The organism is Microbispora sp. NPDC088329, from assembly GCF_040685655.1.
In the GTDB taxonomy this organism is placed as follows: Bacteria; Actinomycetota; Actinomycetes; order Streptosporangiales; family Streptosporangiaceae; genus Microbispora.
In genome coordinates this window covers 25,227-51,188 of the sequence record NZ_JBFBIP010000008.1, presented here as the reverse complement: position 1 = coordinate 51,188, position 25,962 = coordinate 25,227, and the positions used below count along the sequence as shown (strand labels likewise).

Annotated in this window: 24 protein-coding genes; 5 read left to right on the top strand and 19 right to left on the bottom strand. The window is 71.6% G+C overall.

Annotated features, from left to right (window positions below):
• Positions 1-35: 35 nt before the first annotated feature.
• The 6 genes from AB0O28_RS17110 to AB0O28_RS17085 form a co-directional block, all read right to left on the bottom strand.
• Entirely contained in the window at positions 36-791 is a 756-nt protein-coding gene (locus tag AB0O28_RS17110) for a hypothetical protein (RefSeq protein ID WP_363641064.1), read from the bottom strand.
• Positions 788-1,531, bottom strand: coding sequence for an ABC transporter permease (locus AB0O28_RS17105; protein ID WP_363641062.1), 744 nt, complete (start codon positions 1,529-1,531; stop codon positions 788-790). Before AB0O28_RS17105 ends, AB0O28_RS17110 begins: the two co-directional genes overlap by 4 nt.
• Positions 1,532-1,584: 53 nt before the next feature.
• Positions 1,585-2,301: an ATP-binding cassette domain-containing protein gene (locus AB0O28_RS17100; protein WP_363641060.1), complete on the bottom strand. Its 717-nt coding sequence runs from the start codon at positions 2,299-2,301 to the stop codon at positions 1,585-1,587.
• A gap of 107 nt (positions 2,302-2,408) precedes the next feature.
• Positions 2,409-3,080: a response regulator transcription factor gene (locus tag AB0O28_RS17095; protein WP_363641058.1), complete on the bottom strand. Its 672-nt coding sequence runs from the start codon at positions 3,078-3,080 to the stop codon at positions 2,409-2,411.
• Positions 3,081-3,124: 44 nt separating this feature from the next.
• Complete coding sequence (locus AB0O28_RS17090; RefSeq protein WP_363641056.1) at positions 3,125-4,297, bottom strand: histidine kinase; 1,173 nt, start codon at positions 4,295-4,297, stop codon at positions 3,125-3,127.
• 56 nt (positions 4,298-4,353) lie between these two features.
• Positions 4,354-5,430 (bottom strand): GNAT family N-acetyltransferase, encoded by a 1,077-nt coding sequence (locus AB0O28_RS17085; RefSeq protein WP_363641054.1) that lies wholly within the window; start codon positions 5,428-5,430, stop codon positions 4,354-4,356.
• Positions 5,431-5,627: 197 nt separating this feature from the next.
• Here AB0O28_RS17085 and AB0O28_RS17080 point away from each other — a divergent pair, with 197 nt between their 5' ends.
• Positions 5,628-7,043 carry an FAD-binding oxidoreductase gene (locus AB0O28_RS17080; RefSeq protein WP_363641052.1) on the top strand — a complete coding sequence of 472 codons (1,416 nt, stop codon included), beginning with the start codon at positions 5,628-5,630 and terminating at the stop codon, positions 7,041-7,043.
• Between the two features lie 175 nt (positions 7,044-7,218).
• Positions 7,219-8,823, top strand: a complete 1,605-nt coding sequence (locus AB0O28_RS17075) for an amidohydrolase (protein WP_363641050.1) — start codon at positions 7,219-7,221, stop codon at positions 8,821-8,823.
• A 13-nt stretch (positions 8,824-8,836) separates the two neighbouring features.
• On the opposite strand, the gene AB0O28_RS17070 is transcribed toward AB0O28_RS17075, so the two are convergent.
• A complete protein-coding gene (locus tag AB0O28_RS17070; protein ID WP_363641048.1) occupies positions 8,837-9,028 on the bottom strand; it encodes a hypothetical protein in 192 nt (63 codons plus the stop codon).
• 58 nt (positions 9,029-9,086) lie between these two features.
• Entirely contained in the window at positions 9,087-9,980 is an 894-nt protein-coding gene (locus AB0O28_RS17065; RefSeq protein WP_363641046.1) for an MBL fold metallo-hydrolase, read from the bottom strand.
• Between the two features lie 117 nt (positions 9,981-10,097).
• Here AB0O28_RS17065 and AB0O28_RS17060 point away from each other — a divergent pair, with 117 nt between their 5' ends.
• Positions 10,098-10,985, top strand: a complete 888-nt coding sequence (locus AB0O28_RS17060) for a LysR substrate-binding domain-containing protein (RefSeq protein WP_363641044.1) — start codon at positions 10,098-10,100, stop codon at positions 10,983-10,985.
• A 46-nt stretch (positions 10,986-11,031) separates the two neighbouring features.
• Here AB0O28_RS17060 and AB0O28_RS17055 read toward each other — a convergent pair whose 3' ends face one another.
• From AB0O28_RS17055 to uvrA, 11 genes are all read right to left on the bottom strand, one after another.
• The gene (locus tag AB0O28_RS17055; RefSeq protein ID WP_363641042.1) at positions 11,032-11,379 is read right to left on the bottom strand and encodes an RNA polymerase-binding protein RbpA; all 348 of its coding nucleotides are present in this window, start codon (positions 11,377-11,379) and stop codon (positions 11,032-11,034) included.
• Positions 11,380-11,454: 75 nt separating this feature from the next.
• Positions 11,455-11,685, bottom strand: coding sequence for a preprotein translocase subunit SecG (gene secG, locus AB0O28_RS17050; RefSeq protein WP_363641040.1), 231 nt, complete (start codon positions 11,683-11,685; stop codon positions 11,455-11,457).
• A 145-nt stretch (positions 11,686-11,830) separates the two neighbouring features.
• Positions 11,831-12,610 (bottom strand): triose-phosphate isomerase, encoded by a 780-nt coding sequence (tpiA, locus tag AB0O28_RS17045; protein ID WP_363641038.1) that lies wholly within the window; start codon positions 12,608-12,610, stop codon positions 11,831-11,833.
• Positions 12,611-13,798: a phosphoglycerate kinase gene (locus AB0O28_RS17040; protein WP_363641036.1), complete on the bottom strand. Its 1,188-nt coding sequence runs from the start codon at positions 13,796-13,798 to the stop codon at positions 12,611-12,613. It abuts the gene before it with no gap.
• Complete coding sequence (gene gap, locus AB0O28_RS17035; RefSeq protein WP_363641034.1) at positions 13,798-14,802, bottom strand: type I glyceraldehyde-3-phosphate dehydrogenase; 1,005 nt, start codon at positions 14,800-14,802, stop codon at positions 13,798-13,800. The genes AB0O28_RS17040 and gap overlap by 1 nt, the downstream gene beginning before the upstream one ends.
• 215 nt (positions 14,803-15,017) lie before the next feature.
• Complete coding sequence (gene whiA, locus AB0O28_RS17030) at positions 15,018-15,998, bottom strand: DNA-binding protein WhiA (RefSeq protein ID WP_079319876.1); 981 nt, start codon at positions 15,996-15,998, stop codon at positions 15,018-15,020.
• A gap of 63 nt (positions 15,999-16,061) precedes the next feature.
• A complete protein-coding gene (yvcK, locus tag AB0O28_RS17025; RefSeq protein ID WP_363641422.1) occupies positions 16,062-17,024 on the bottom strand; it encodes a uridine diphosphate-N-acetylglucosamine-binding protein YvcK in 963 nt (320 codons plus the stop codon).
• 429 nt (positions 17,025-17,453) lie between these two features.
• Positions 17,454-18,323, bottom strand: a complete 870-nt coding sequence (rapZ, locus tag AB0O28_RS17020) for an RNase adapter RapZ (protein ID WP_346228915.1) — start codon at positions 18,321-18,323, stop codon at positions 17,454-17,456.
• Between the two features lie 249 nt (positions 18,324-18,572).
• Positions 18,573-20,564, bottom strand: coding sequence for an excinuclease ABC subunit UvrC (gene uvrC / locus AB0O28_RS17015; RefSeq protein WP_363641031.1), 1,992 nt, complete (start codon positions 20,562-20,564; stop codon positions 18,573-18,575).
• A gap of 100 nt (positions 20,565-20,664) precedes the next feature.
• Complete coding sequence (locus AB0O28_RS17010; RefSeq protein WP_363641029.1) at positions 20,665-21,105, bottom strand: Rieske (2Fe-2S) protein; 441 nt, start codon at positions 21,103-21,105, stop codon at positions 20,665-20,667.
• Positions 21,106-21,270: 165 nt separating this feature from the next.
• On the bottom strand, positions 21,271-24,111 hold the full coding sequence (uvrA, locus tag AB0O28_RS17005; protein ID WP_363641027.1) for an excinuclease ABC subunit UvrA: 2,841 nt from the start codon (positions 24,109-24,111) through the stop codon (positions 21,271-21,273).
• A gap of 271 nt (positions 24,112-24,382) precedes the next feature.
• Here uvrA and AB0O28_RS17000 point away from each other — a divergent pair, with 271 nt between their 5' ends.
• Positions 24,383-25,192, top strand: coding sequence for a maleylpyruvate isomerase family mycothiol-dependent enzyme (locus AB0O28_RS17000; protein ID WP_363641025.1), 810 nt, complete (start codon positions 24,383-24,385; stop codon positions 25,190-25,192).
• A gap of 37 nt (positions 25,193-25,229) precedes the next feature.
• Positions 25,230-25,874 (top strand): MBL fold metallo-hydrolase, encoded by a 645-nt coding sequence (locus AB0O28_RS16995; RefSeq protein WP_363641023.1) that lies wholly within the window; start codon positions 25,230-25,232, stop codon positions 25,872-25,874.
• Positions 25,875-25,962: the final 88 nt, after the last annotated feature.

Here is a 25,962-nt window from a genome sequence, read left to right as displayed (position 1 = left end):
CGCCCCGTGCTCGGCCCCGGACGGTAGGACACTTCCTAGCCGTCGCGCCGGACGGTGGCCGGCCAGGCGGCGCCGACGACCGTCACGGCCCACGCCACGACCACCGACAGCCCCACCGGCCGGGCCAGCGCGAGCTCCGGCCCCTCGGGCACGCCGAGGAAGCTCAGCGTCGCCTCGTGCGGCAGCAACCGCACCACCCCGGGGGCGAAGCCCCGCAGCAGCGGGGACACGAGGATCGGCAGGACGACCAGCACGGCCAACGGCGTGACGACCGCTCTCGCCAGCACGGCGAACCCGTACGCCACCGAGCCGAGCAACAGGTAGGCCGCCACCTTGGCGAACAGGCCACCGGCCGTCTCGCCCGCGTCACCGAGCGCGTGCCGGGCCAGATGGCCCGGCAGCACGACGGGGAGCGCCGTGGCCGCCATCACCGCCAGGATCGCCAGGAGCTTCGACAGGAAGAACCGGTTGCGGTCCGGCACCGCCAGCAGGCTCACCCGCACCTGGCCGGTCCGGTACTCCCCGCCGGCCGCGAAGACCGGCACGGCCACGAAGGCGTACACCGGGGCCGACAGCACGGTGCCGAGCCGGGCGATCGCGACCTGTCCGTCCTGGCCCGCGACGCGTACGGCGTCCGTGGCGGCCAGCAGGCCGACCAGCGTGTCGGCCGACAGGGCGAGGGCGAGCGCGATCCACGTCGCGGGCAGGGTGCAGATCTTGGTGAGTTCGGCGCGGACGAGATCGGGCACCCCGATGCCGCCCGCGACGCGGCCGGGCTCGACGGCGGTCACCGCGCGTCCCGCCGGCTGAGGGCGATCGCGGCCGCGACGGTGGCCAGCAGCGGCCAGACGACGAGGACGACCATGGCATGTCCCGGACCGGCCGACAGCCGGAGATCTTCCTCCGGGAGAAGGATCAGGTTGCGGCCCGCGCTGAGCGGGACCAGCGCGTCCAGGGCGGGAGCGAAGGCGGCCAGGATCTGGCTCATGGTCAACGCGGTCATCACCACCGTGACCAGGATGCCGGCGAGAGTGCCGCGGACGATCAGGGTGACGGCGAAGGTGACGAGGCCGCTCAGGACCGCGAAGGCGAGGAACTTCGCCCGGGCGGTCCACGCGTCCGCGCTCACCACCAGACCCGGGTCCCAGTCCCTTACGGTGACGTACGTGAACGCCGCGCTGATCGCGGCGATGACGACGGCGGCGAACAGCAGGAAGCCGCCCGCGGCGAGCGTCTTCGCCACGACCAGACGCCCCCGCCGCGGAACCGCGAGCAGGGACATCCCGAGCTGGCCGGCCCGGAACTCCTGCCCCGCCATGACCGCGGCGAGGCAGGGCAGGAACAGGCACATCTGCAGCGACGACGCGGCCATGTATTCGACGAGCATGTCGTGGGCCGGCCGGACGTCGCCCGGGAACCGTTCGATCATGCCGTCCGCGGTGATCCTGTTCACCGCCTCCGTGTCGGCGCCGACGTTCTGGGCCAGCACCAGCACGTGCAGGGCGACGACGGCGCCGGTGACGAGCCACACGGCACGGAGTGTGACGATCTTCGTGAGTTCCGCCCGGACGGCGGCCGGCCGGCTCACCATCCTCCCCGGCCTTCCCGCTCCCCGGTGAGCGCGAAGAACGCCGACTCCAGCGACCGATGTCCCGCGCTGATGTCGTCCAGCGAGCCGCACGCGACGATCCGGCCGCCGGCGATCACGATCGCGTCGTCGGCGGTGGCGGCCGTCTCCGTCATCAGGTGACTGGACAGCAGCACGGTGCGGCCGGACGCGGCGTACTCGCGCAGGAGGTTCCGCACCCATCGGATGCCGTCCGGATCCAGCCCGTTGACCGGCTCGTCCAGCACCAGGATCTCCGGATCGCCGAGCAGCGCCGCCGCGATGCCGAGCCGCTGCCTCATGCCGAGCGAGTACCCCTTCACCCGCTGTCCGGCCGCGCGGGTCAGGCCGACCAGGTCCAGCACCTCGTGCACGCGGCGGCGTGGTATGCGGTTGCTCTGCGCGATCCAGGTGAGATGGTCGACGGCCCGGCGCTCGGGCACCGGCCCCGCCCCGTCGAGCAGCGCCCCGACCGTGCGCAGCGGATGGCGCAGGTCGCGGTAGCGCCTGCCGTCGATCAGCGCGGTGCCGGCGTCCGGGTGGTCCAGGCCGAGCAGTATGCGCAGAGTCGTCGATTTGCCCGCCCCGTTGGGGCCGAGAAAGCCGGTGACCCGGCCGGGCCTGACGGTGAACCCGACGTCGTGCAGCGCCTGCTTCTTGCCGTACCTTTTGGTGATTCCCGCGACCTCTATCATCCCTGCCTCGTGTCTCGTCCGTCTCGTCCTGGGGACCCCGGATTTCCCCAGCATCGGGCGGGACGGCGGGCGGGCGCGTCACCCGGAAGTAGACAGGACACGACGGCCTAACGGGGGTCGTGCAGCAGGCCCGCCTCGTGGGCGAGCACGGCCAGGTGCGTGCGGTCCTTGACGTCGAGCTTGGCGAAGACGCGGCGCAGGTACGTGCGCACCGTCTCCAGGCTGAGGCGCAGCTCGTCCGCGATCTCCTGGTTGGACAGACCGCGGGCGACCAGCCGGATCACCTGCAGCTCCCGTTCCGACAGCACGTGCCGGGTGAACGGGTGGCGTTCGCCGGGCCGGCGCGGCCGGAACCGGTCCAGCAGCCGCAGGGTCACCTCGGGGGCGAGCATCGCGTTCCCCGCGTGCACCGTGCGGACCGCGTGCAGCAGTTCCGCCGGAGCCGCGTTCTTCAGCAGGAAGCCCGAGGCGCCGAGCGTGAGCGCCTCATGCACGTACTCGTCCAGGTCGAACGTCGTGAGCATCAGGACCCGGGTGGTCGTCTCCGCCAGGATCCGCCGTGCCGCCTCCAGACCGTCGGTGCCCGGCATCTGCACGTCCAGCAGCGCGACGGACGGTCTCAGCGCCGCGACCAGCCGGGCGGCCTCCGCGCCGTCCCCCGCCTCCCCGGCGCACCGGAAACCCGGTGTGCGCTCGAACAGCTTCCGGTACGCCCCGCGCAGCCCCGCGTCGTCGTCGGCCAGGAAGACGGAGATGGACTCGGTCCGCGACTCGCTCATGGACACCCTCCGGACCAGACTGATCGGCTCGCTCGCCGATGCTGTCACGGCCCGTCGATCTCCGCAGGCGGACCCGCGAGTCGCGCATCCCCCGGCTCGCGCCGCCGCCGCGAGATCGGTCCGAGCGGCAACCGGGCCTCCACGGCGAACCCGCCTTCGGGCCGGGCGCCCCAGGTCGCCGTTCCGCCCACCAGCATGGCCCGTTCCCGGATGCCCCGCAGTCCGACCCCCGCACCGGGAGCCCGCTTCCCGCCGCCCGCTGTCCGGGCACCGCCGTCCCGGACCCGCACCACCAGCACGTCGCCCTCCCGATGGACCCGCACGGTGCAGCGCGCGCCCGGGGCGTGCCGCACCACGTTGCTCAACGCCTCCTGCACGACGCGGAACACCACCACGCTCGTCCCCTCGTCGAGGGACGGGCCCTCGTCGATGCGGGTCTCCACGTCGATGCCGGCGGCCCGGGCCGCCCGGACGGTCTCCGCGAGCCCGTCGAGGCCGTCCGGTCCGCGCCCCGGCCCCCCGCCCGGCCCACCGTCCGGGCGGCGCAGTTGACGCACCAGCCCCTGGACGTCCTCCAGCGCCGTGCGCGCGTGCGTCTCCACCTCCGACAACGTGTCGCGCAACTCCTCCTCCCGGGTGTCCGGCAGGCTGAGGATCACCCCCGACTGCGCGAGGATCACCCCGAGCGCGTGCCCGACCACGTCATGGACGTCCCGCGCCACCTCCAGCTGCACCCGCATCCGCTCCGCCTCCCGCGCGGTCGCGATCTGCTTGCCGGTGGTGGTGCCCAGCACCCAGGCCACGCTCAGCGCGGCCACGGCGAGCGTCACCTGCCGCCCCAGCCCGAGCGCGTCCTGCTCCGGCACCGCGGTGACCAGGGCGAGACCCGCGAACACCCCGGCCAGCACCGCGACCACGACCCGCGTACGGCGTGCCCGCTCGATCGCCAGCGGGTACAGACACCAGGCCGCGGCCAGCATCGGATCCTGGCAGACTCCCAGCACGGCGCCGGCGACGGTGGCGACCCCGGCCGCCACCGTCGCCTCCAACGGCGCCCGCCGCCGCAGCACCATCGCGCCGGCCGTCACCGCGGCCAGCACCGCCCCCGTGACCGCCGACGGCCACGATCCGGCACCGGCCGTCGGCCCCGCCCAGAAAACCAGCACGACGCCGGCCGCCGCGCCGCCGTCCGCCAACGCCCGCATCGTCCCCCGCACGACAAGCACCGTAAGCGAACGACCGCGAATCGGCCACGGCTCGCGCGGTCAGGACGTCAGCTCGGGGACGCCGTCGTCAGCACGCCCACGGCGAGCCGCGCCTCCATCACACCGGGATCCTCGGTGGGAGTGAGCGTCGCACCGAGGGAGCCGAGCAGCCTGCGCATGCGCGTGTTGTCGTGCAGGAAAGTCGCCCGCACCTCGGCCAGGCCGAGGTCCCTGGCCTGGGCCAGGAGCATGCGGGCCAGCCGGGCGCCGAGCCCCCGGCCCTGCCAGCGGTCCTCCACGAGGAACGCGATCTCCGCGATGCCGGGGTCCGAGGTGAAGATCAACGAGCCGAGGGCGACGACCTGCCCGTCGTGACCGGCGACGAGCGACTGGCCGCGGGCGCGGTCGCACAGCCGCTCGAACAGGCGCGGCGGCAGGGTCGGGTTGGCGGTGAAGTAGCGGAACCTGCGCGTCTCGGGAGAGCAGCGCTCGTGCAGGTCGCGCAGTGCCTCGCGATAGAGCGACGTCAGTGGCTTGACCTGCACCTCCGCACCGTCGGCGAGCCGCACCGGCCCCTCGGCCGCGGACGGCTCGGCCGGCGGCTGCGCTAGCCTCGCCATCGCCGCGGCGCGGGCCGCCTCCGTCAGCGTGAACGGAAGCCCGGCACGTCGCAGCCGGATCGACCGGCGGGGCGCGACGGGCACCACGAGCAGGGTCGGGTCGGGCAGCTCCGCGATCTCATCGCCGTCCCCCTCGTCCTCCCCGTTCCGCGCCCGGCGGGTGGCCGCGCCGTACACCCAGCGGGCGTCGTCGGCGCGCAGCAGCTCGGCCAGGATCTCCGGCAGCCGCCAGGGAGCCGAGCGCAGCCGGGCGGCGAGCAGCAGCGCCCGCGTCGGCTCGTCGGTCAGTTCGTGCGCGGTGGCGGGCACGATCCGCACCCGCCGTCCGCCCGCGGCCTCCAGCGCCTCGCGTACGGCCTCGGGAGAGGCCGGAATGTCCGTCACGAACTCGTCGACCGTGCCGTCCGTGTCGGGCTGCACCGACAGGCCGAGGATGTTGCCGCCCTTGTCGGCCAGTGCGGTCGCCAGCGACGCCAGCCGCCCGGGCCGTTCGTCCACGGTCGTACGAATCCGGAAGAACCCCATCGGTACCCGCTCCCCTCCGTTGCGCCGGCCTTCAGCCTGCCGGAGCGCTGTTACCCCTGTGCTACACGGCGGTGAGCCACCCGTTTCCTTTCACTGTGGCGCGTTACGACTACCGTTATCCGCATGTGTCTCGCCGGATTTCCACGACATCCGTGGTCGAATGGCGGGATTGTCACGGATATAGCAGGATGTGCATCATGACCGCTCCTCTGTCCCCCGGTTTCGTCAACGGTGAGGTGTCCTTCTGGTATCGGGCGCTGGGGGTGCCGGCCCCCGGAGAGCCCCTCGGCGGCGACCTGCGGGCCGACGTGGCCGTCGTCGGCGCGGGCTACACCGGACTGTGGACCGCTTACTACCTGAAGAAGGCCGACCCGTCGCTGCGGGTCGTCGTGCTGGAGAAGGAGTTCGCCGGGTTCGGCGCGTCGGGGCGCAACGGCGGCTGGCTGACCGGCGCGCTGGCCGGATCGCCCGATCGGTATGCGAAGACCCACGGCCGGGACGCGGCGAGGCGGCTGCAGCGCGCGATGTTCGAGGCGATCGACGAGGTCATCCGCGTCGCCCGCGAGGAGGGCGTGGACGCCGACATCGTCAAGGGCGGCCTGCTCACCGTCGCCCGGGGCCCGGCGCAGGCACTGCGGCTGCGCGAGGAACTGACCGCGCAGCGCGAGTGGGGCTGGAACCGCGACGACGTCCGGCTGCTGACCACCGACGAGATGAACGACCGGCTGCGCGTGGCGGACGCCACGGGGGCCACCTGGAGCCCGCACTGCGCCAGGATCCAGCCGGCCAAGCTGGCCCGCGGCCTGGCGCGGGCCGTACGTGACCTGGGCGTCGAGATCTACGAGCGGACCCCGGTCACCGAGATCGTCCCGAGAGGGGCGGGGCAGCCCGCGGCGGCGGTCACGCCGTACGGGACCGTGCGGGCGGACCACGTGCTGCGCTGCACCGAGGGGTTCACCGCGATGATCGCCGGCCACCACCGCGACTGGCTGCCGATGAACAGCTCCATGATCGTCACCGAGCCGCTGCCGGAGAAGGTCTGGGCGGAGATCGGCTGGCAGGGCCGCGAGCTGCTCGGCGACATGGCGCACTACTACATGTACGCGCAGCGGACGGCCGACGACCGCATCGCCTTCGGCGGCCGCGGCAGGCCCTACCTGTACGGATCGAGGGTCGACGAGCGGGGGCACACGCACAGCTGGACCGTGGACGCCCTGTGGGACCTGCTGGTCGCGTTCTTCCCCGCCGTCGCCGGGTCACGGGTGGAGCACGCCTGGTCGGGCGTGCTGGGCGTGCCGCGCGACTGGTGCTCGGCCGTCCACGTGGACCACGCGACCGGCCTCGGCTGGGCGGGCGGCTACACGGGGCACGGCGTGACCACCACCAACCTCGCCGGGCGCACGCTCCGCGACCTGGTGCTGCGCCGCGACACCGACCTGATCCGGATGCCGTGGGTGGACCGGCGGGTGCGCGCCTGGGAGCCGGAGCCGCTGCGCTGGCTCGGCGTCCACTCGATGTACCGTCTCTACCGCCTGGCCGACGCCCGCGAGAACAGGGGCATGACCAGGACGTCCGTACTGGCCAGGATCGCCGACACGATCACCGGTCACTGACCCCCTCCTCCTCCGTGATCGTGCGGTTCGTCGCACGCCCCCGGCCGTCCAGGGCCGGAGGCGTGCGTGATCACGCACGATCGCACGCCGCACCGCGCCGACCTGTACGTATCGTTTCCGTGATCTTGCACTGTTCGCCGGACGCCCGTACATCACACAGAAGGACACGACACCCTTGAGCTCCACCATCTTGTTCCGCGGCGGCCGCGTCTTCGTCCCCGGCGGCTTCGCCGAGGCGGTCCTCGTCCGCGACGGCGTGATCGCCGCCGTCGGCGCCGAATCCGACCTCGTACGGCTGGCGCCCGCCGCCGAACCGGTGGACCTCGGCGGCGGCCTGCTGACACCGGGGTTCACCGACGCCCACGTCCACCCGGTGCAGGCCGGGCTCGAGCGGGCCAGATGCGACCTGGCAGAGGTGTACGGCCTCGAGGCCTACACCAGGGAAATCGCCGGCTACGCCGCGGACAACCCCGGCAAGGAGTGGATCGACGGCGGCGGCTGGGACATGTCGGCGTTCCCCGGCGGCCTTCCCCACCGCTCCCAGCTCGACTTCCTCGACCGCCCGGCGTACTTGGTGCAGCGCGATCACCACGCCGCCTGGGTCAACACGCGGGCGCTGGAGCTCGCCGGGATCACCAGGGACACCCCCGACCCCGCGGACGGCCGCATCGAGCGCGACCCGGACGGCACGCCGAGCGGGGTGCTGCACGAGGGCGCGATGGACCTCGTCGGCCTGCTCACGCCCCGCCCGACCCCGGCCGACGTCGACGCCGCCCTGATGGACGCACAGGCCCACCTGTTCTCGCTGGGCATCACCGGCTGGCAGGACGCCATCGTGGGGTCGTACGCCGGGTCGGACGACCAGCTGCCCGCCTACCTCTCGGCGGCCTCCTCCGGACGGCTGCGGGCGCGGGTCGTCGGCGCCCTGTGGTGGGACCGCACCCGCGGTGCCGAGCAGATCCCCGACCTGGTCGAGCGGCGCGCGACGGCCAAGGGCCTGGACCGGTTCCGGGCGACCTCGGTCAAGATCATGCAGGACGGCATCGCGGAGAACTTCACCGCCGCCGTCATCGAGCCCTACTGCCGCTGCGGCGGCACCGGCCTGTCGTACGTCGACCCGGCGCTGCTCGGCGAATGCGTCAAGGAGCTGGACGCCCTGGGCTTCCAGGTGCACTTCCACGCCATCGGCGAGCGGGCCGTGCGCGAGGCGCTCGACGCGCTGAGCGGCACCGACCCCTCCAACCGGCACCACATCGCCCACGTCCAGATCATCACGCCGCAGGACGTGCCGCGCTTCGCCGAGCTGGGCGTCACGGCCAACCTGCAGCCGCTCTGGGCGACCCACCACCTGCAGATGGACGAGCTGTGCATCCCCTACCTCGGTGAGGAGCGGTCGTCCTGGCAGTACCCCTTCGCCGACCTCGTACGGCACGGCACCCGCTTCGCCGGCGGCTCGGACTGGCCGGTCTCCTCGGCCAACCCCCTGGAGGCCATGCACGTGGCGGTCAACCGCACCGAGCCGGGCAGCTCGGTCCACGCGACGTACCCCACGGCGCAGACGCCCTTCCTGCCCGAGCAGAGCCTCGACCTGCGGACGATCATGACGGCCTACACCGAGGGCTCCGCCTGGATCAACCGCTCCCCCGCCGGTGTGATCGAGGAGGGCCGTCCGGCCGACCTCGTCGTCCTCGACCGCGACCCCTTCGCCCTCGACCCGAAGGACATCTGGACGACCGAGGTCGTCATGACCTTCCTCGACGGCGAACAGGTGCACGGCTGACGGAGACGGCGCCTCAGCGGTCCCCGGCGAGGGCGGAGCGGTTCCGCGGCACGGCGAACGCCACGGCGAGACAGGCCGCGGCGAGCAGCAGCGCCGAGCCGCGGAAGCCGAGCATGCCGACCGTCGTGAGGACGAGCGCCACCGAGCCGGGACGACCGTTCCGGCCGCCGTGTAGCGCGTGGATCGCCGCGACCGACACCGGCATGCCCAGGGCGAGGGGGAACCCGTCCGCGGTGCCGCCCGCTCCCCCACATCGGCGGGTGTCACGCGGGATGCTCCGCGCACAGGCAGCCGACGCCCTTCTCGATCCATTCCCGGCCGGCCCACTCAGGGTGCCGCTCGATCATGAGCGCGGTGACCTCCTCGACGATCGTCCGCTCGCTCACGGCCGAGTCCCTGCGCATCCAGGTCTCGTCACGCAGCAGTTCGAGGTAGTCGCGGACGTCGGCGAGCAGTTGCGGGCCGCCGACGTCGCCGTGGCCGGGCACCACCACCCGCGGTGACGCGTCGGCCAGCCGCCGGATCACCGCGATCCACCGGGTGCCGGACACGTCGGTGTCGTGCGGCGGGAACCACGGGAAGATGGCGAACTGCCCGGCCTCAACGAGATCACCGGTGAACATCGCCCCGGCGTCGGGGACCGTGATCACCTGGTCGCCCCTGCTGTGCGCGCGGCCCGTGGCCCGCATCCGCACCACCCGGCCGCCCAGGTCCAGGTCGTACGCGTCGTCGTAGACGACGTCCGGGGCGGCGATCTCGACACCCTCCAGCCGCCGGGCGACCGGTTCGCCGAGCCCTCTGAACATCTCGAGGTAGGCGGCGCCCTTCGTGGACAGGTCCTCGGCCTGCGCCCGGTTGAGCAGGAACGTCGCCTCCCCGGCGAACACCTGCGCCCCGAACGCGTGCTCCGGATGGAAATGCGTCGTCGTCAGGTACAGCCTGCGGCCCGCGGCGTACTCCGCCGCGAACGTGAGCACGGTCTCGGCGTTTCGCGGGCCCATTCCGGTCTCGACGACGAGCACGGAATGCGTGCCGCCGATGACGCCGATGTTGGGCACCAGCTGCACCCCGCGATTGGGGATCACCATCAGGTCGCGGGCGAGCTCACGCACCTCCTCGGTACGCACGACGGGCTCGGGCAGCAGATATTCGGACATCGCATCCATCCTCATGGAGAGCCTGACAACTGGGCCGCTCCAGTCCATTACGGGATACTCCGCCGCGTCCAACACCGGTTGCGCAGGCCGGATACCGTGCCGGTATCGTCGCCGGTGATGGACCTACGCTCGTTGCGCTATTTCGTGGCCGTCGCCGAGGAGCGCCACTTCGGGCGGGCGGCCGCGCGCCTGCACATGACCCAGCCGCCGCTGAGCCGCGCCATACGGCACCTGGAGGCCGACCTCGGCGCCCTCCTGCTCCACCGCTCGCCCACCGGCGTCACACTGACCGCCGCCGGCGCCGCGCTCTACGACGAGGCACGCGCGTTGCTGGAGCAGGCCGAGCGGGTGCGCGGCCGGGTCGCCGCCGCGGCCGGCGACGCCACCCTGACCATCGGCACTGTCGCGGACAGCGCGGAGCAGGCCGGAGCCCGCCTCGCCGCGGCCTTCCGCCGGCGTCACCCCGGGGTCCGGGTCCGCGTCCGCGAAGCCGACTTCACCGACCCGACGACGGGCCTTCGGGCCGGCCTCGTCGACGTCGCGATCACCAGGGCGCCCTTCGACGACACCGGAATAACCACCCACCCGCTGCGCACCGACCCCATGGGGGTGGTCCTGCGGGCCGACGATCCGCTGGCCCGCCGCGAGACCCTGCGGCTGAGCGATCTCGCCGACCGGCCGTGGTTCCGGCTGCCCGACGGCGTCGATCCCGTCTGGTGCGCCTACTGGAACGCCGTCACGCCCGGCGGCGAACTCAGGGACGGCCCGGTGGTGCGCACCGTTCACGAGTGCCTCCAGGCCGTTCTGTGGAACGGCACGGTCGGGCTGGCGCCGGCGGCTCACGCGCTGCCCGAGGGGCTCACATCGGTTCCGCTGGCCGACATGCCGCCCAGCCGCCTCGTCGTGGCCTGGAACAGCGACGACGTCAACCCGCTCGTCCGCTCGTTCACCCAGATCGCCGCGGCCGTGTACCGCTCCGCGACGCGGGAACCCGCGCAAACGTGAAGGCCCTTCCCGCCGGCGGCGGAAAGGGCCTTCACAGTCGTCCGGATCAGTAGATCGGGCGGGAGGAGGAGCGCAGCCGCTCCAGCGCCTCGGCGAGGATCTGCGCGCCGTCCTTGTCGCTACGACGCTCCTTCACGTATGCGAGGTGCGTCTTGTACGGCTCGTTCTTCGGCGGAGCAGGCGGGCTCGACTGGTCCTGCCCGGCCGGCAGTCCGCACCGCGGGCAGTCCCAGAGCTCGGGGACGGCCGCGTCACTGGCGAAGCTCGGGCGCGTCTCGTGCATGTTCGCGCACCAGAACGAGACCCGGACACGGGGGGCGGCCTCGCCGCGTTCGGCCTCTCCCATGGGGCCGGCGCCGACTCGGCTGCCACGGATCGCGTTGCCACTACCCACCGATGAACTCCTTGCTCGATCGCCCCGCGGACGGGGGGAGGTGAATCTCTGTCACGCGTGGCCGGAGGCCGTCCGCTACGGCTTGAGCAGCAGGCCCAGCGCGATGATGCAGACGAACCAGACGACGCCCGTGATGATGGTGAGACGGTCCAGGTTGCGCTCGACCACCGACGATCCGCCGAAGGACGACGAGAAGCCGCCGCCGAACAGGTCGGACAGGCCGCCACCCTTGCCCTTGTGAAGCAGCACGAGCAGCACCATCAAGGAGCTCGCCAGGATGAGGGCGATGGAAATTCCGAGTATCACCGTAGACCTGTCCTATATCCGGGCGTGCACGACGCGGGTGCACGGCGTCATCCACATGCGAGAGCACGATGCCATCGCGTGACGATTCAGTTGTGTCCTACGAGGGTACGACCTGTTGTCAAGTCGCACCCCCCGAACGGCTCAGCTAGCTGGAAGTCTCGCCGAATCGGCAGATCTTGGCGAATTCTCCCGCATCGAGGCTGGCCCCTCCCACGAGGGCGCCGTCGATGTCGGCCTCCGCCATGATGCCGGCGACGTTGTCCGACTTCACCGAGCCACCGTAAAGGATACGGACAACAGAGGCCACATCGTCACCGTAAAGCTCGGCGAGTCGCACCCGGATCGCGCCGCACACCTCTTGGGCGTCCTTCGGGGTGGCGACCTCGCCGGTGCCGATCGCCCAGACCGGCTCGTACGCGATCACGATGGACTTCGCCTGCTCGGCCGGGACGCCCTCGAGCGCGCCGTCGAGCTGCGCCAGCGTGTGCTCGACGTGACGGCCCTCCTGGCGCACCGGCAGCCCCTCGCCCACGCACAGGATGGGCGTCAGCGAGTGCCGGTAGGCGGCCTTGACCTTGGCGTTGCACAGGGCCTCGTCCTCGGCGTGGTACTGCCGCCGCTCCGAGTGCCCGACGAGCACATAGGTGCAGCCGAGCTTGCCGAGCATCGCCCCGGAGATCTCCCCGGTGTACGCCCCGGAGTCCTTCGCCGACAGGTCCTGCGCGCCGTAGGCGATGCGGAGCTTGTCGGCGTCCACCAGCGTCTGCACGCTACGCAGGTCGGTGAACGGCGGGATGACCGCGACGTCCGCCTTGTCGTAGTCGCGGTCGGTCAGCGTGAACGCCAGCTTCTGCACCAGATTGATGGCCTCGAGGTGGTTGAGGTTCATCTTCCAGTTGCCGGCGAACAGCGGCTTGCGGGACATCTACTCCTCCAGCGCCGCGAGTCCGGGCAGCGTCTTGCCTTCGAGGTACTCGAGGCTCGCGCCGCCACCGGTGGAAATGTGCGAGAAGCCGTCCTCGGGCAGGCCGAGCCTGCGCACGGCCGCCGCCGAGTCGCCGCCGCCGACCACGGTGAACGCCTTGGAGTCGACCAGCGCCTGGGCGACGGCACGGGTGCCGCCGGAGAACGCGTCGAACTCGAACACGCCCATCGGGCCGTTCCAGAACACGGTCTGGGCGTCGGCCAGCTTCGAGGCGAACAGCTCACGGGTGCGGGGGCCGATGTCGAGGCCCTCGCGGTCGGCCGGGATCGCGGTGGCGTCCACGACCTCGTGCGGCGCGTCGGGACCGAACTCGGTCGCGGCCAGCACGTCCAGCGGCAGCACCAGCTCGACGCCGCGGGAGGCCGCCTCCTCGAGGAAGCCCTTGACCTGGTCGATCTGGTCCTCCTGCAGCAGGGACTTGCCCACCTCGTGGCCCTGGGCCTTGAGGAAGGTGTAGGCCATGCCGCCGCCGATGAGCAGGCGGTCCACCTTGGACAGCAGGTTCGCGATCACGCCGAGCTTGTCGGAGACCTTCGCGCCGCCCAGCACGACGACGTACGGCCTGGCCGGGTCCTCGGTGAGCTTGCGCAGCACCTCGACCTCGGCGAGGACGAGGTCGCCCGCCGCGTGCGGCAGCCGCTTGGGCAGGTCGTAGACGCTGGCGTGCTTGCGGTGCACCGCGCCGAAGCCGTCGCCCACGTAGAGCTCGGCGAGGGCGGCCAGCTTGCCGGCGAACTCGCCCCTGACCGCGTCGTCCTTGGACTCCTCGCCCGGCTCGAAGCGCAGGTTCTCCAGGAGGGCGACCTGCCCGTCCCGCAGGCCCGCCACCACGCTCTGCGCGGACTCGCCGACCACGTCGGTGGCGAACGCCACGTCCTCGCCGAGCAGCTCGGCCAGCCGCCGGGAGACCGGGGCGAGCGAGTACTTCGGCGTGACCGAGCCCTTGGGGCGGCCGAGGTGGGCGGCGACGACGACCCGGGCGCCGCGCTCGACCAGCTTCTTGATGGTCGGCACCGACGCCCGGATGCGGCCGTCGTCGGTGATCGTCTCCCCGTCGAGGGGGACGTTGAGGTCGGCGCGCACGAACACGCGCCGGCCCTTCACGTCGAGCTCGTCGATTCCGATCATCAGAGCGAGGCGCCCACGTACTCGATGAGGTCCACGAGGCGGTTGGAGTAGCCCCACTCGTTGTCGTACCAGCCGACGACCTTGACCTGGTTGCCGATGACCTTGGTGAGGCCGGCGTCGAAGATGCAGGACGACGGGTCGGTGACGATGTCGCTGGAGACGATCTCGTCCTCGGTGTAGCTGAGGTAGCCCTTGAGCGCGCCCTCGGCGGCGGCCTTGATCGCGGCGTTGACCTCCTCGACGCTGGTCTCGTTGCGCACCTCGACCGTGAGGTCGGTGGCCGAGCCCGTCGGGATCGGCACGCGCAGCGCGTAGCCGTCGAGCTTGCCCTTCAGCTCCGGCAGGACCAGGCCGATGGCCTTGGCGGCGCCGGTGGAGGTCGGGACGATGTTCAGCGCGGCGGCGCGGGCGCGGCGCAGGTCCTTGTGCGGGCCGTCCTGCAGGTTCTGGTCCTGCGTGTAGGCGTGGATGGTGGTCATCAGACCCTTCTCGATACCGAAGGTGTCGTTGATGACCTTGGCCATCGGGGCCAGGCAGTTGGTGGTGCAGGAGGCGTTGGAGATGATCGTGTGAGCGGCCGGGTCGTACTTCTCGTGGTTGACGCCCATGACGATCGTCACGTCTTCGTTCTTCGCCGGAGCGGAGATGATGACCTTCTTCGCGCCGTTGTCGGCGTGCACCTTGGCCTTGGTGGCGTCGGTGAACAGACCGGTCGACTCGACGACCACGTCCACCCCGAGGTCGCCCCAGGGCAGCTTGGCGGGGTCGCGCTCGGCGAACGCCTTGATCGCCTTGCCGTCAACGGTGATCTCGTCCGCCGAGGACTTGACCTCGTACGGCAGGCGGCCCAGGATGCTGTCGTACTTCAGCAGGTGGGCCAGCGTGGCGTTGTCGGTGAGGTCGTTGACGGCGACGACCTCGATGTCCTTGCCGCTGGCCGCCACAGCGCGCCAGAAGTTGCGGCCGATACGGCCGAAGCCGTTGACGCCTACGCGGATGCTCACGGATCCGATCTCCTCGTACGTCGTGCGCCGGTGTACCGGCGCCAGGGCTGTGTTAAACCTCAATGACAGACCTTATCGGACCCAAATTGGTGTAGACCACCGGCCCGCACTTTGACGGCGTGTCAGGCCGGACGGGCCCGTGAGCGGGCCCTTTCCCGCCCGGGCGTCGCGCGGCCGCCGGAGGCGAACCGGCGGCGCGCGGCGTGCTCCGAGCGCTACTGCGCCAGCATGTCGGCGGTGAGGTTGGCTTCGGTGTTGGCGATGCCGAGGTCCTGGGCACGCTTGTCGGCCATCGCGAGCAGGCGCCGGATGCGCCCGGCGATGGCGTCCTTCGTGAGCGGCGGGTCGGCGATCTGGCCGAGCTCCTCCAGGGACGCCTGCTTGTGCTCCACCCGCAGCCGGCCCGCGATCACCAGGTGCTCGGGGGCGTCGTCGCCGAGGATCTCCAGCGCCCGCTGCACCCTCGCCCCGGCGGCGACGGCCGCCCGGGCCGACCTGCGCAGGTTCGCGTCGTCGAAGTTGGCCAGGCGGTTGGCGGTGGCCCGCACCTCGCGGCGCATCCGCCGCTCCTCCCAGGCCAGCACGCTGTCGTGCGCGCCGAGCCGGGTCAGCAACGCGCTGATCGCGTCGCCGTCGCGCACCACCACGCGGTCGACACCGCGCACCTCCCGGGCCTTGGCGTGGATCTTCAGTCGCCGCGCCGAGCCGACCAGGGCCAGCGCCGCCTCAGGGCCGGGACAGGTCACCTCCAGCGACATCGACCGGCCGGGCTCGGTCAGCGAGCCGTGCGCGAGGAACGCGCCCCGCCAGGCCGCCTCGGCGTCACAGGTGGCCCCGGAGACGACCTGCCGGGGCAGCCCGCGCACGGGGCGCCCGTGGTTGTCGATCAGGCCGGTCTGCCTGGCCAGCGCCTCGCCGTCCTTGTAGACGCGCACGACGTAGCGCGAGCCCTTGCGCAGCCCCGCGGGCGCCAGCACCAGCACCTCGGCCTTGTGCCCGAAGACCTCGCCGATGTCCTTGATCAACCTGCGGGCGGTGGCGTTGGTGTCGAGCTCGGCCTCGATCACGATGCGCCCGCCCACCAGGTGCAGCCCGCTGGCGAAGCGCAGCAGCGTGGAGACCTCCGCCTTCCGGCAACAGGGCTTGAGCACCGGAAGGCGGCTCAGCTCGTCTTTCACCACACCCGTCATGGCCATCAGCGCGTGTCCTCCCCCAAACAGACTCTGCCCGTCAGTCTCTCGCACCTGGTGAGCACGCAATCACCGCTTCTCACGGAAAATCTCATCCAGGACAGCGGCAAGACGTGGTCCGTCGTGCCGGTCGGATCCGTCAGAGGCGGCCACATCGGCCAAAACGACCCGGCCGCCCATCGCGTGCGCCGCCTTCTCCAGAGCCCTCGGATCGGCGACCACCCCGCCGTCGGCGACCACCGCGTCGACGACCAGGGCGGGGGCGTGCTCCCTGAGCACCTCCAGGTGCCGTTCCGGCGAGAAGCCGTCGGTCTCCCCCGCCTGCGGCGCGAGGTTGAGGATCACCAGCCGCCTGGCGCTCGTCTCGTGCAGCGCCCGGGCCAGTTCCGGCACTTTGAGATGGGGCAGGACGCTGGTGAACCAGGAGCCCGGCCCGAACACCACCCAGTCGGCCGCCTCGATCGCCTCGATCGCCTGCGGACAGGCGGGCGGATCGGACGGCAGCAGCGAGATGGAGCGCACCCGCCCTGGCGTCAGCGCGCAGGCGACCTGCCCGCGCACCGTCGCGATCGTCCCGTCCAGATCGACCTCCGCCTGGATGTCGAGCGGCACGGAGGCCATGGGCAGCACCCGGCCGTGCGCGCCGAGCAGCCGGCCCACCCACTCCAGGCCCACGACGGGATCACCGAGCAGTTCCCAGAGCGCGACGATGAGCAGGTTGCCGACGGCGTGACCGTGCAGTTCGCCCTCGCTCCTGAAGCGGTGCTGGACGACCTCGCTCCATGTCTTGCCCCACTCGTCGTCGCCGCACAGAGCCGCGAGCGCCATCCGCAGGTCGCCGGGCGGCAGAACCCCCAGCTCACGCCTGAGACGCCCGCTGGAGCCGCCGTCGTCCGCGACCGTCACCACGGCCGTCAGGTCGTCCGTGACGGTCCTCAGGGCCGACAGGGAGGCGTACAGGCCGTGGCCGCCGCCGAGAGCGACGACCCTGGGACCGCTCGCGGCGGCGGTTACGGAGTGCGGAGGGAGCATCGATGCGCCGACGGTGGGGGACTTGCGGGGATGATCGGGGACGGAGGGGTCCGCGGGGTCCGGGGCGGGGTCCTTCATCGTCCTCCTCGCGCTCGCCACGGGCACCGCTCTGCGGAGCCGTGGCGCTCAGGTCGTGCTGATCTGTCACGCTCACCCGGTCGCCGTGGCCGGAACCGGCCGCGCGCCTCGGCGGCCGTCGCGCGGGCCCGGACCGGCCACGGGCCGCATGCCCGCCACCGTACGCCCTGAAAGGGGCAGCCCGCCCCTCGCGTGATCCACCTGTGCGCCGGGCTCCCGCTACCCGCGTGAAGACGCGGCAATCGGGCATGGTCCGTCCCGCCGCCCCGGCGTCCTGGGTTCGCGCCGCGGGCCTGTGACGCCGCGATCAGCCCTCGCCGGGCCGACGCGGACAGGCCCGGGCGGCGACCGTCACTCGCGGCCCACGTCCCGGTGGCTGACCTGGACGTCCATGCCGCGCTCCCGCAGGCGGGCGCCGAGTTGCTCGGCCATCGCGACGCTGCGGTGCTTTCCTCCGGTGCAGCCCACGGCGAGAGTCGCGTAGCCCTTGCCCTCACGCGTGTATCCGGCGGCGACGACGCCGAGAACCTCCTCGTATCCGTCGAGGAACTCCTTGGCCCCGGGCTGGCTGAGCACGTAGTCGCGCACGGGCGCGTCGAGCCCGTTCATCGGCCGCAGCTCCGGCACCCAGTGGGGGTTGGGCAGGAACCGGCAGTCCACGACGAGGTCGGCGTCGACCGGCAGGCCGTACTTGTAGCCGAAGGACACCACGTTGACCTTGAGTCCCGGGCGGTCCTCGCCGCCGAAGAACGACACGATCTTCTTGCGCAGCTCGTGCACGTTCAGCAGGGACGTGTCGATGACGAGGTCGGCGTTGGCACGGACCTCGCGCAGGATGCCGCGCTCGCGGTCGATCCCGTCGACGAGCCGCCCGTCACCCTGGAGGGGGTGGGGACGCCGGACGTTCTCGAACCTGCGGACCAGTTCCTCGTCGCTCGCCTCGAGGAACACCACCCGGACGCCGACACCGCGCCCGTCGAGTTCCTCGATGGCCGCGTTGAGGTCGGTGGTGAAGGCGAGGCTGCGCACGTCGACCACGGCGGCGACGCGGTCGGTCGCCATGTTCACCCGGCCGGCCTCCTCGGCGAGCGAGGACAGCAGCCCCGGCGGCAGGTTGTCGATCACGTACCAGCCGAGGTCCTCCAGAGACTTCGCGGCGGTGCTGCGCCCCGCCCCCGACATTCCGGTGATCACCACGAATGCCGGCTCAGTCGTGCTCATCGCCCGCTCACCGTCCTGCCGCCCATGTCAGCCCGCCCAACGTCAGCCCCGTCCGCTTTCCGCCACCCACGCCGGGGTGGCCGACCCCCATCGGAAACCGGGCCCGTTCCCCCGCGGGAACGACTCTCTGGTGCCGGAGCATGACACCTCTTCACCTGATCGCGCCACCGCCGCGCCGGGCGACTCCCACGGCGCCCTTCCTGCTGCCCTGCCTGGGACGGAACGTGCCACGACGCCGGCGCGGACACGTCACGACCCCTGCCCCGCCGGGGACGGGCTTTCACCGCGCAGCGCCGCGACGATGGCCTCGGCGGTCGCGCGGCCGATGCCGGGGACCTCGCGGATCTCCTCGGCGCTCGCCTCCCGCAGCCGCTTCACCGAACCGAAGTGACGCAGCAGGGCCTGACGGCGTGCCGGACCGAGGCCCGGCACCTGGTCAAGCGCGCTCTCCTTGAGCGATTTCGACCTCTTCGTCCGATGGTAGGTGATAGCGAACCTGTGCGCTTCGTCGCGGACGCGTTGTAACAGGTAGAGGCCCTCGCTGCTGCGCGGCAGGATCACCGGCTGGTCGTCGCCGGGCAGCCAGACCTCCTCCAGCCGCTTGGCCAGCCCGCACACCGCGACGTCGTCGATGCCGAGCTCGTCGAGGGCGCGCTGGGCGGCCGCCGCCTGCGCCGGGCCGCCGTCCACCACGACCAGGTTGGGCGGGTAGGCGAACTTGCGGGGACGGCCCGTCTCCGGGTCGATCGGCGTCGCCGCGCCGCCGCGCCCCGCCCCCTCGTGCTCTGCCCCGTCGTAGCCCGCCCCGTCATGCCCGGCCGCGTCGTACGTCTCCGCGTCCAGCTCCCCCGTCGCCGCCCGCTCCTCCAGGTAACGCTTGAACCGCCGGCAGATGACCTCGTATATCGAGGCGACGTCGCCTTCCGTCGTCCTGATGGAGAAACGGCGGTACTCGCTCTTGCGGGCCAGCCCGTCCTCGAAGACCACCATCGAGGCCACGACGTTCTCACCCTGGATGTGCGACACGTCGTAGCACTCGATCCGCAGCGGCGCCTGATCGAGGTCGAGGGCGTCGGCGATCTCCTGCAGGGCCAGGCTGCGCGTGGTCAGGTCGCTCGCACGGCGCAGCTTGTGCTGCGCGAGCGACTCCTTGGCGTTGCGCTCAACGGTCTCCATGAGGCTCTTCTTGTCGCCGCGCTGGGGAACGCGCAGGTCGACGCGGGAACCCCGCTGCTCGCTCAGCAGCTCGATCAGCGCGGCCTCGTCCGGGGGCCGCGCCGGCACGAGGATCTCGCGGGGAATCGCCGCCTCGCCGTACATCTGGAGCAGGAACTGCTCCACCAGCTCGCCGGGAGTGGCCTCCTCGACCTTGTCGACCACCCAGCCACGCTGGCCGCGGATGCGGCCGCCGCGCACGTAGAAGACCTGGACCGCAGCCTCCAGCGGATCCTCGGCCAGGGCGATCACGTCGCAGTCGGTGTCGTCGCCGAGCACCACCGTCTGCTTCTCCAGGGCCCGCTGCAGCGCCTGGATGTCGTCGCGCAGCCGCGCGGCCCGCTCGTACTCCTCCACCGCGGCCGCCTCACGCATCTCGCGCTCCAGCCGCTTGATGAAGCGGCCGGTGTTGCCGGCCATGAAGTCGCAGAAGTCCTCGGCGAGGGCGCGATGCTCGTCCGGGGTGACCCGGCCGACGCAGGGCGCGGAGCACTTGTCGATGTATCCCAGCAGGCAGGGCCGCCCGATCTGCCCTGCCCGCTTGAAGACCCCGGCCGAGCACGTCCGCACGGGGAAGACGCGCAGCAGCAGGTCGACGGTCTCCCGGATGGCCCAGGCGTGCGAGTAGGGGCCGAAGTAGCGGGTGCCCTTCCGCTTGGCCCCGCGCATCACCTGCACCCGGGGGAAGTCCTCCCCCATCGTCACGGCCAGGTACGGGTACGACTTGTCGTCGCGGTACTTGACGTTGAACCGGGGGTCGAACTCCTTGATCCAGGAGTATTCGAGCTGGAGCGCCTCGACCTCGGTGCCGACCACCGTCCAGTCCACGGACGCCGCGGTCGTGAGCATGGTCTGCGTCCGCGGGTGCAGGCCGGCGAAGTCCGCGAAGTATGAGTTGAGCCGTTGCCGCAGGCTCTTCGCCTTGCCCACGTAGATCACCCGGCCGCCCGGGTCGCGGAAGCGATAGACGCCTGGCGACTCGGGAATCGATCCGGGCGCCGGTCGATAGGTTGCCGGATCCGCCACACCCAAAGACTACTGGGCCCTGCTGACAATCCCTGCCGACGATCCCTGCCGACGATCCGGGCCGGCGGGTCCGCCGGGACGGCGGACCCGCCGGCCCCCGTCAGGCGAGGGTGATGCTGTCGCCGCTCACTGTGATCTTCTTCTCGGCGAGCGGCTTGGTCGCCGGGCCGTTGGTCACGGAGCCGTCCTTGGCGCTGAACTTGCTGCCGTGGCAGGGGCAGACGATCTCGTTGTTCGCGACGCTGGCGACCGGGCAGCCCTGGTGGGTGCAGGTCGCGCTGAACGCCTTGAACTCGCCGGCCGCCGGCTGGGTGACGACGACGTCCTTGTCCTTGAAGACCTTGCCGCCACCTTCGGGGATGTCGGCGGTCTTCGCGATCTCACCCCCGGCCTGCGCCGCCTGACCACCCTCGGACGCACCGCCCTGGCCGGCCGACGCCGTCGTGTCGTCCCCGTCTGAGGCGCCGCACGCGCTCAGCGCCACGGCCAGCCCGGCGCCTCCGGCGCCGAAGATCACGGCCCGGCGTGTCGTATCCGTCATGCTCATCCTTCTTCCTTGTGCGGCAGCCCGGGACGTCCACGGTCCCCGGGCCTTCCCCTGCGCGACGCGTCACCCTGTGCTCTCAGATGCGGCCATCTCCCCGTGGAGGGTTCGGGGTGACGCGGTCGGAAGGAGAAGAGTAGGGAGAAATAATGAGACGAATACTCATACGCCCAAGATCTTGCGGAGGAAGGCCCCGGTGTGGCTCTCCTCGACCCTGGCGACCTCCTCGGGCGTGCCGGCGGCGATGACCCTGCCGCCCCCGGACCCGCCCTCGGGCCCCATGTCGACGATCCAGTCGGCGGTCTTGATCACGTCGAGGTTGTGCTCGATGACGATCACCGTATTGCCGGCGTCCACGAGCCGGTTGAGCACGCCGAGAAGCCGCCGGATGTCCTCGAAGTGCAGGCCGGTGGTGGGCTCGTCCAGCACGTACACGGTGCGGCCGGTCGAACGGCGCTGCAGCTCGGAGGCGAGCTTCACCCGCTGCGCCTCGCCGCCGGACAGCGTGGTCGCCGGCTGGCCAAGCCGCACGTACCCGAGACCGACGTCGTTGAGGGTCTTCAGGTGGCGGCGGATGGCGGGGATCGCGTCGAAGAACTCCAGCGCCTCCTCGATCGGCATGTCGAGGACCTCGGAGATCGTCTTGCCCTTGTAATGGACCTCCAGCGTCTCGCGGTTGTAGCGGGCGCCGTGACAGACCTCACAGGGGACGTAGACGTCCGGCAGGAAGTTCATCTCGATCTTGATGGTGCCGTCGCCGGCGCACGCTTCGCAGCGCCCGCCCTTGACGTTGAAGCTGAACCGGCCCTGCAGGTAACCGCGGACCTTCGCCTCGGTGGTGGCCGCGAACAGCTTGCGCACGTGGTCGAAGACGCCCGTGTACGTCGCCGGGTTGGACCTCGGCGTGCGGCCGATCGGCGACTGGTCGACGTGGACGACCTTGTCCACCAGGTCGGTGCCGACGACCCGGGAATGCCGGCCGGGCACGGTCTTCGCGCCGTTCAGCTCCTTGGCCAGCGCGGCGTACAGGATGTCGTTGACCAGCGTCGACTTGCCGGACCCCGAGACGCCGGTGACAGCGGTGAAGACGCCGAGCGGGAACTCGACGTCCACCCCCTTCAGGTTGTGCTCACGGGCGCCCTTCACCACGAGCTGCCGCTTCTTGTCCCGCGGGCGCCGGATCTCCGGCGCCGTGATCGCCTTGCGGCCCGACAGGTACGCCCCGGTCAGCGACTCCTCGCTGGCGAGCAGGTCCTGCACGGTGCCGGACACGACGACCTGGCCGCCGTGCTCGCCCGCGCCGGGGCCGATGTCGACCACCCAGTCGGCGGCGGCGATCGTGTCCTCGTCGTGCTCGACCACGATCAGCGTGTTGCCCATGTCGCGCAGCCGGATCAACGTCTCCAGCAGCCGCTGGTTGTCCCGCTGATGCAGTCCGATGGACGGCTCGTCCAGCACGTACAGCACGCCGACCAGGCCGGAGCCGATCTGCGTGGCCAGCCTGATCCGCTGCGCCTCGCCACCGGCGAGCGTGCCGGCGGCGCGGTCGAGCGTGAGGTAGTCGAGGCCGACGTCGAGCAGGAAGCCCAGCCGGGCGTTGATCTCCTTGACCACCCGCTCGGCGATGTGCATGTCCCGCTCCGACAGCCGCAGGCCGGTGAGGAACTTGGCGCAGTCGGCGATCGACATCCCCGAGACCTCGGCGATCGAGGCGTCACCGACGGTCACGGCCAGCGAGACCGGCTTGAGGCGGCGGCCCTTGCAGGCCGGGCAGGGCACCTCGCGCATGAAGCCCTCGAACCGCTCCCGGCTGGCGTCGCTCTCCGACTCGGCGTGCCGGCGCTGGACCCAGGGGATCACGCCCTCGAAGTCGGTGTAGTACGAGCGCTGCCTGCCGTACCGGTTGCTGTAGCGGATGTGGACCTGCTCGTCGTGGCCGTGCAGGATCGCCTTCTGTGCCTTCTTCGACAGCCGCTCCCACGGGGTGTCGAGGTCGAAGCCGAGCGCGTTGCCCAGCGCCTCCAGCAGCCGCACGAAGTAGTCACTGGTGTGGCCGTTCGCCCACGGGCTGATCGCGCCGTCGCCGAGCGTGCGCTCGGGGTCGGGCACGAGGAGGTCGGGGTCGACCTCCATGCGGGTGCCGAGGCCGGTGCACTCGGGGCAGGCGCCGAACGGCGAGTTGAACGAGAACGACCTGGGCTCCAGCTCCTCGAACGACAGGTCGTCGTAGGGGCAGTAGAGGTGCTCGGAGTAGAAGCGCTCACGGTTGGGGTCGTCGTCCGGAAGGTCGACGAAATCGAGCGTGATCGTGCCGCCGGACAGCTGCAGCGCGGTCTCCACAGAGTCGGTGAGCCTGCGCCGCGCGCTCTCCTTGACCGACAGGCGGTCGACGATCACCTCGATGTCGTGCTTCTCGTACTTCTTGAGCGTGGGCGGCTCCTCCAGCCGCACGATGGTGCCGTCGACCCGGGCCCGGGCGTAGCCCTTGGTCTGCAGCTCGCGGAACAGCTCGGCGTACTCACCCTTGCGGCCGCGGACGATCGGGGCGAGGACCTGGAACCGGGTGCCCTCCTCCAGTTCGAGCACACGGTCCACGATCTGCTGCGGCGTCTGGCGGGCGATCGGGCGGCCGCACTGCGGGCAGTGCGGCTTGCCGATGCGCGCCCACAGCAGCCGCAGGTAGTCGTAGACCTCGGTGATCGTGCCGACGGTCGAACGGGGGTTGCGGCTGGTGGACTTCTGGTCGATGGAGACGGCCGGGGACAGGCCCTCGATGAAGTCGACGTCGGGCTTGTCCATCTGGCCCAGGAACTGCCGGGCGTACGCGGACAGGGACTCCACGTACCGCCGCTGTCCCTCGGCGAAGATCGTGTCGAAGGCCAGGCTGGACTTGCCGGAGCCCGAGAGCCCGGTGAAGACGATCAGAGCGTCTCGCGGGAGATCGAGCGAGACGTCCTTCAGGTTGTGTTCGCGTGCGCCACGCACGATCAGGCGGTCAGCCACGGTGGTCCCGATAGGTCGATGAGGTGAATGGAGGTGCACGGGCAGGCTATCCAGAGCCACCGACAATTTCGGGGGGCGTCGTCCGGCGGCCGGAGGGGGCGGCCCCGCGTGCTTCGTGGGACACGCTCCGTGAACCAGGGTATGAGCTTCGTCAAACCCGTGCCTGTCTTCCGCGCGAAACCCCTGCTCATACAACCGCCGGGAGCGCCGTCCTCTTCCCCCGCGCGCCCGTGGACGGCGGCAGGGGACTCCAGGGTCCATGATTCTTTCCATGTCCGTTACCGACGAGATCGAGCGAGAGCTGGCCGAGGCGACCGAACGCCTGCTGGCGACCGCCGCCCGCCTCACCGACGAGGATCTGCGCGCGCCGTCCCTGCTGCCCGGCTGGACGAGGGGACACGTGCTCGCGCACATCGCCCGCAACGCCGACAGCTGTGTCAACCTGCTGGAGTGGGCACGCACCGGGGTGCGCACCCCGCAGTACGCCTCGGCGCGGGCCCGCGAGGCCGGAATCGAGGCGGGCGCCGCCCGCCCGGCCGCCGAACAGCTCGCCGACCTGCGCGACAGTGCCGAGCGGTTCGCGGCGGCGGCCGGGCGGATGCCCGCCGAGGCGTGGACCGCGCCGGTCTCGGGGATGACCCCGCCCGAGCACCCCGCCTGGTACGTCCCGATCCGCCGTCTCAGGGAGGTCGAGGTGCACCACGCCGACCTCGGGGCAGGCTACGGATGGGCCGACTGGCCGGAAACGTACGTGAGACGAGAGCTGTACGACACGATGCTCTGGCTCGGCGGCGAGAGCCCGGTGAGCGAGGTCGTCGCCCGCGAGCCGGGCACCGGCGAGGTCGTGCGGACCTGGACGGGACTCGGCGAGGGCCCGGTCGTGGAGGGGACGCCGCGCGAGCTGCTCGCGTGGCTCGCCGGCAGGACCGACGGCGCGGGGCTGCGGCTCCTCGGCTCGCCGCAGGCGCGCCCACGCCGCGACGCGGCCGGGGGGGTGCCGACCCCGCCGGCCTGGCCGAAGCCGTCCCCGGCGGGGCTGCCCTCCGAGCCTCCGTCGTCCTGGCCGCCCACCGCCTACTAGAGCAGTCCGCCGTCCAGTAGCAGAAAAGGAAACGATCATGACTTACACCGGAGACGTCACCAAGGGCGGGCCCGCCGACGTACGAGAGATCCCGGGGCTGACGATCTCGAAGATCGAGGTCGGCGACTTCGGCAACAACGCGTACCTGCTGCGGTGCGCCGAGACCGGCGACGGGCTGCTGGTCGACGCGGCGGCCGAGCCCGACCGGCTGCTCGAACTCATCGGCGACATGCCGATCAGCTCGATCGTGACCACTCACCGGCACCCCGACCACTGGGGGGCCCTGGAGGACGTCGCCCGGGCCACCGGCGCGCAGACCGTCGCCCACCCTCTCGACGCCCCCGAGCTGCCGGTGACGGTGACCAGGGAGGTCGAGCACGGCGACCGGGTCACGGTCGGCGTGGTGACGCTGGACGTCATCCACCTGCGCGGCCACACGCCCGGTTCGATCGCGCTGCTCTACCAGGACCGCCACCTGTTCACCGGCGACTCCCTGTTCCCCGGCGGCGTCGGCAACACGCAGAAGGACCCGGCGCGGTTCGAGCAGCTGTTCACGGACGTGGTCGAGCGGATCTTCGACCGCCTGCCGGACGAGACATGGGTCTACCCCGGCCACGGCAGGGACACCACCCTCGGCGCCGAGCGGCCGCACCTGCCCGAGTGGAAGGCCCGCGGCTGGTGACGCATACCCGGCCGGGCGCTTGATCCGGTCCGCGTGATTCAGGGGGCTCCTGCGGGGCAGCGGCTACCGCACGAACCGTCGGAGGAGC

Bases quoted from the DNA above. Each gene is read 5' to 3' on its own strand.
- AB0O28_RS17100 (WP_363641060.1), bottom strand. From the start codon at position 2,301: ATGATAGAGGTCGCGGGAATCACCAAAAGGTACGGCAAGAAGCAGGCG.
- AB0O28_RS17095 (WP_363641058.1), bottom strand. From the start codon at position 3,080: ATGAGCGAGTCGCGGACCGAGTCCATCTCCGTCTTCCTGGCCGACGAC.
- AB0O28_RS17085 (WP_363641054.1), bottom strand. From the start codon at position 5,430: ATGGGGTTCTTCCGGATTCGTACGACCGTGGACGAACGGCCCGGGCGG.
- AB0O28_RS17080 (WP_363641052.1), top strand. From the start codon at position 5,628: ATGACCGCTCCTCTGTCCCCCGGTTTCGTCAACGGTGAGGTGTCCTTC.
- AB0O28_RS17070 (WP_363641048.1), bottom strand. From the start codon at position 9,028: ATGCCGGTGTCGGTCGCGGCGATCCACGCGCTACACGGCGGCCGGAAC.
- AB0O28_RS17065 (WP_363641046.1), bottom strand. From the start codon at position 9,980: ATGTCCGAATATCTGCTGCCCGAGCCCGTCGTGCGTACCGAGGAGGTG.
- AB0O28_RS17060 (WP_363641044.1), top strand. From the start codon at position 10,098: ATGGACCTACGCTCGTTGCGCTATTTCGTGGCCGTCGCCGAGGAGCGC.
- tpiA (WP_363641038.1), bottom strand. From the start codon at position 12,610: ATGTCCCGCAAGCCGCTGTTCGCCGGCAACTGGAAGATGAACCTCAAC.
- AB0O28_RS17040 (WP_363641036.1), bottom strand. From the start codon at position 13,798: ATGATCGGAATCGACGAGCTCGACGTGAAGGGCCGGCGCGTGTTCGTG.
- whiA (WP_079319876.1), bottom strand. From the start codon at position 15,998: ATGGCCATGACGGGTGTGGTGAAAGACGAGCTGAGCCGCCTTCCGGTG.
- yvcK (WP_363641422.1), bottom strand. From the start codon at position 17,024: ATGCTCCCTCCGCACTCCGTAACCGCCGCCGCGAGCGGTCCCAGGGTC.
- rapZ (WP_346228915.1), bottom strand. From the start codon at position 18,323: ATGAGCACGACTGAGCCGGCATTCGTGGTGATCACCGGAATGTCGGGG.
- AB0O28_RS17010 (WP_363641029.1), bottom strand. From the start codon at position 21,105: ATGACGGATACGACACGCCGGGCCGTGATCTTCGGCGCCGGAGGCGCC.
- AB0O28_RS17000 (WP_363641025.1), top strand. From the start codon at position 24,383: ATGTCCGTTACCGACGAGATCGAGCGAGAGCTGGCCGAGGCGACCGAA.
- AB0O28_RS16995 (WP_363641023.1), top strand. From the start codon at position 25,230: ATGACTTACACCGGAGACGTCACCAAGGGCGGGCCCGCCGACGTACGA.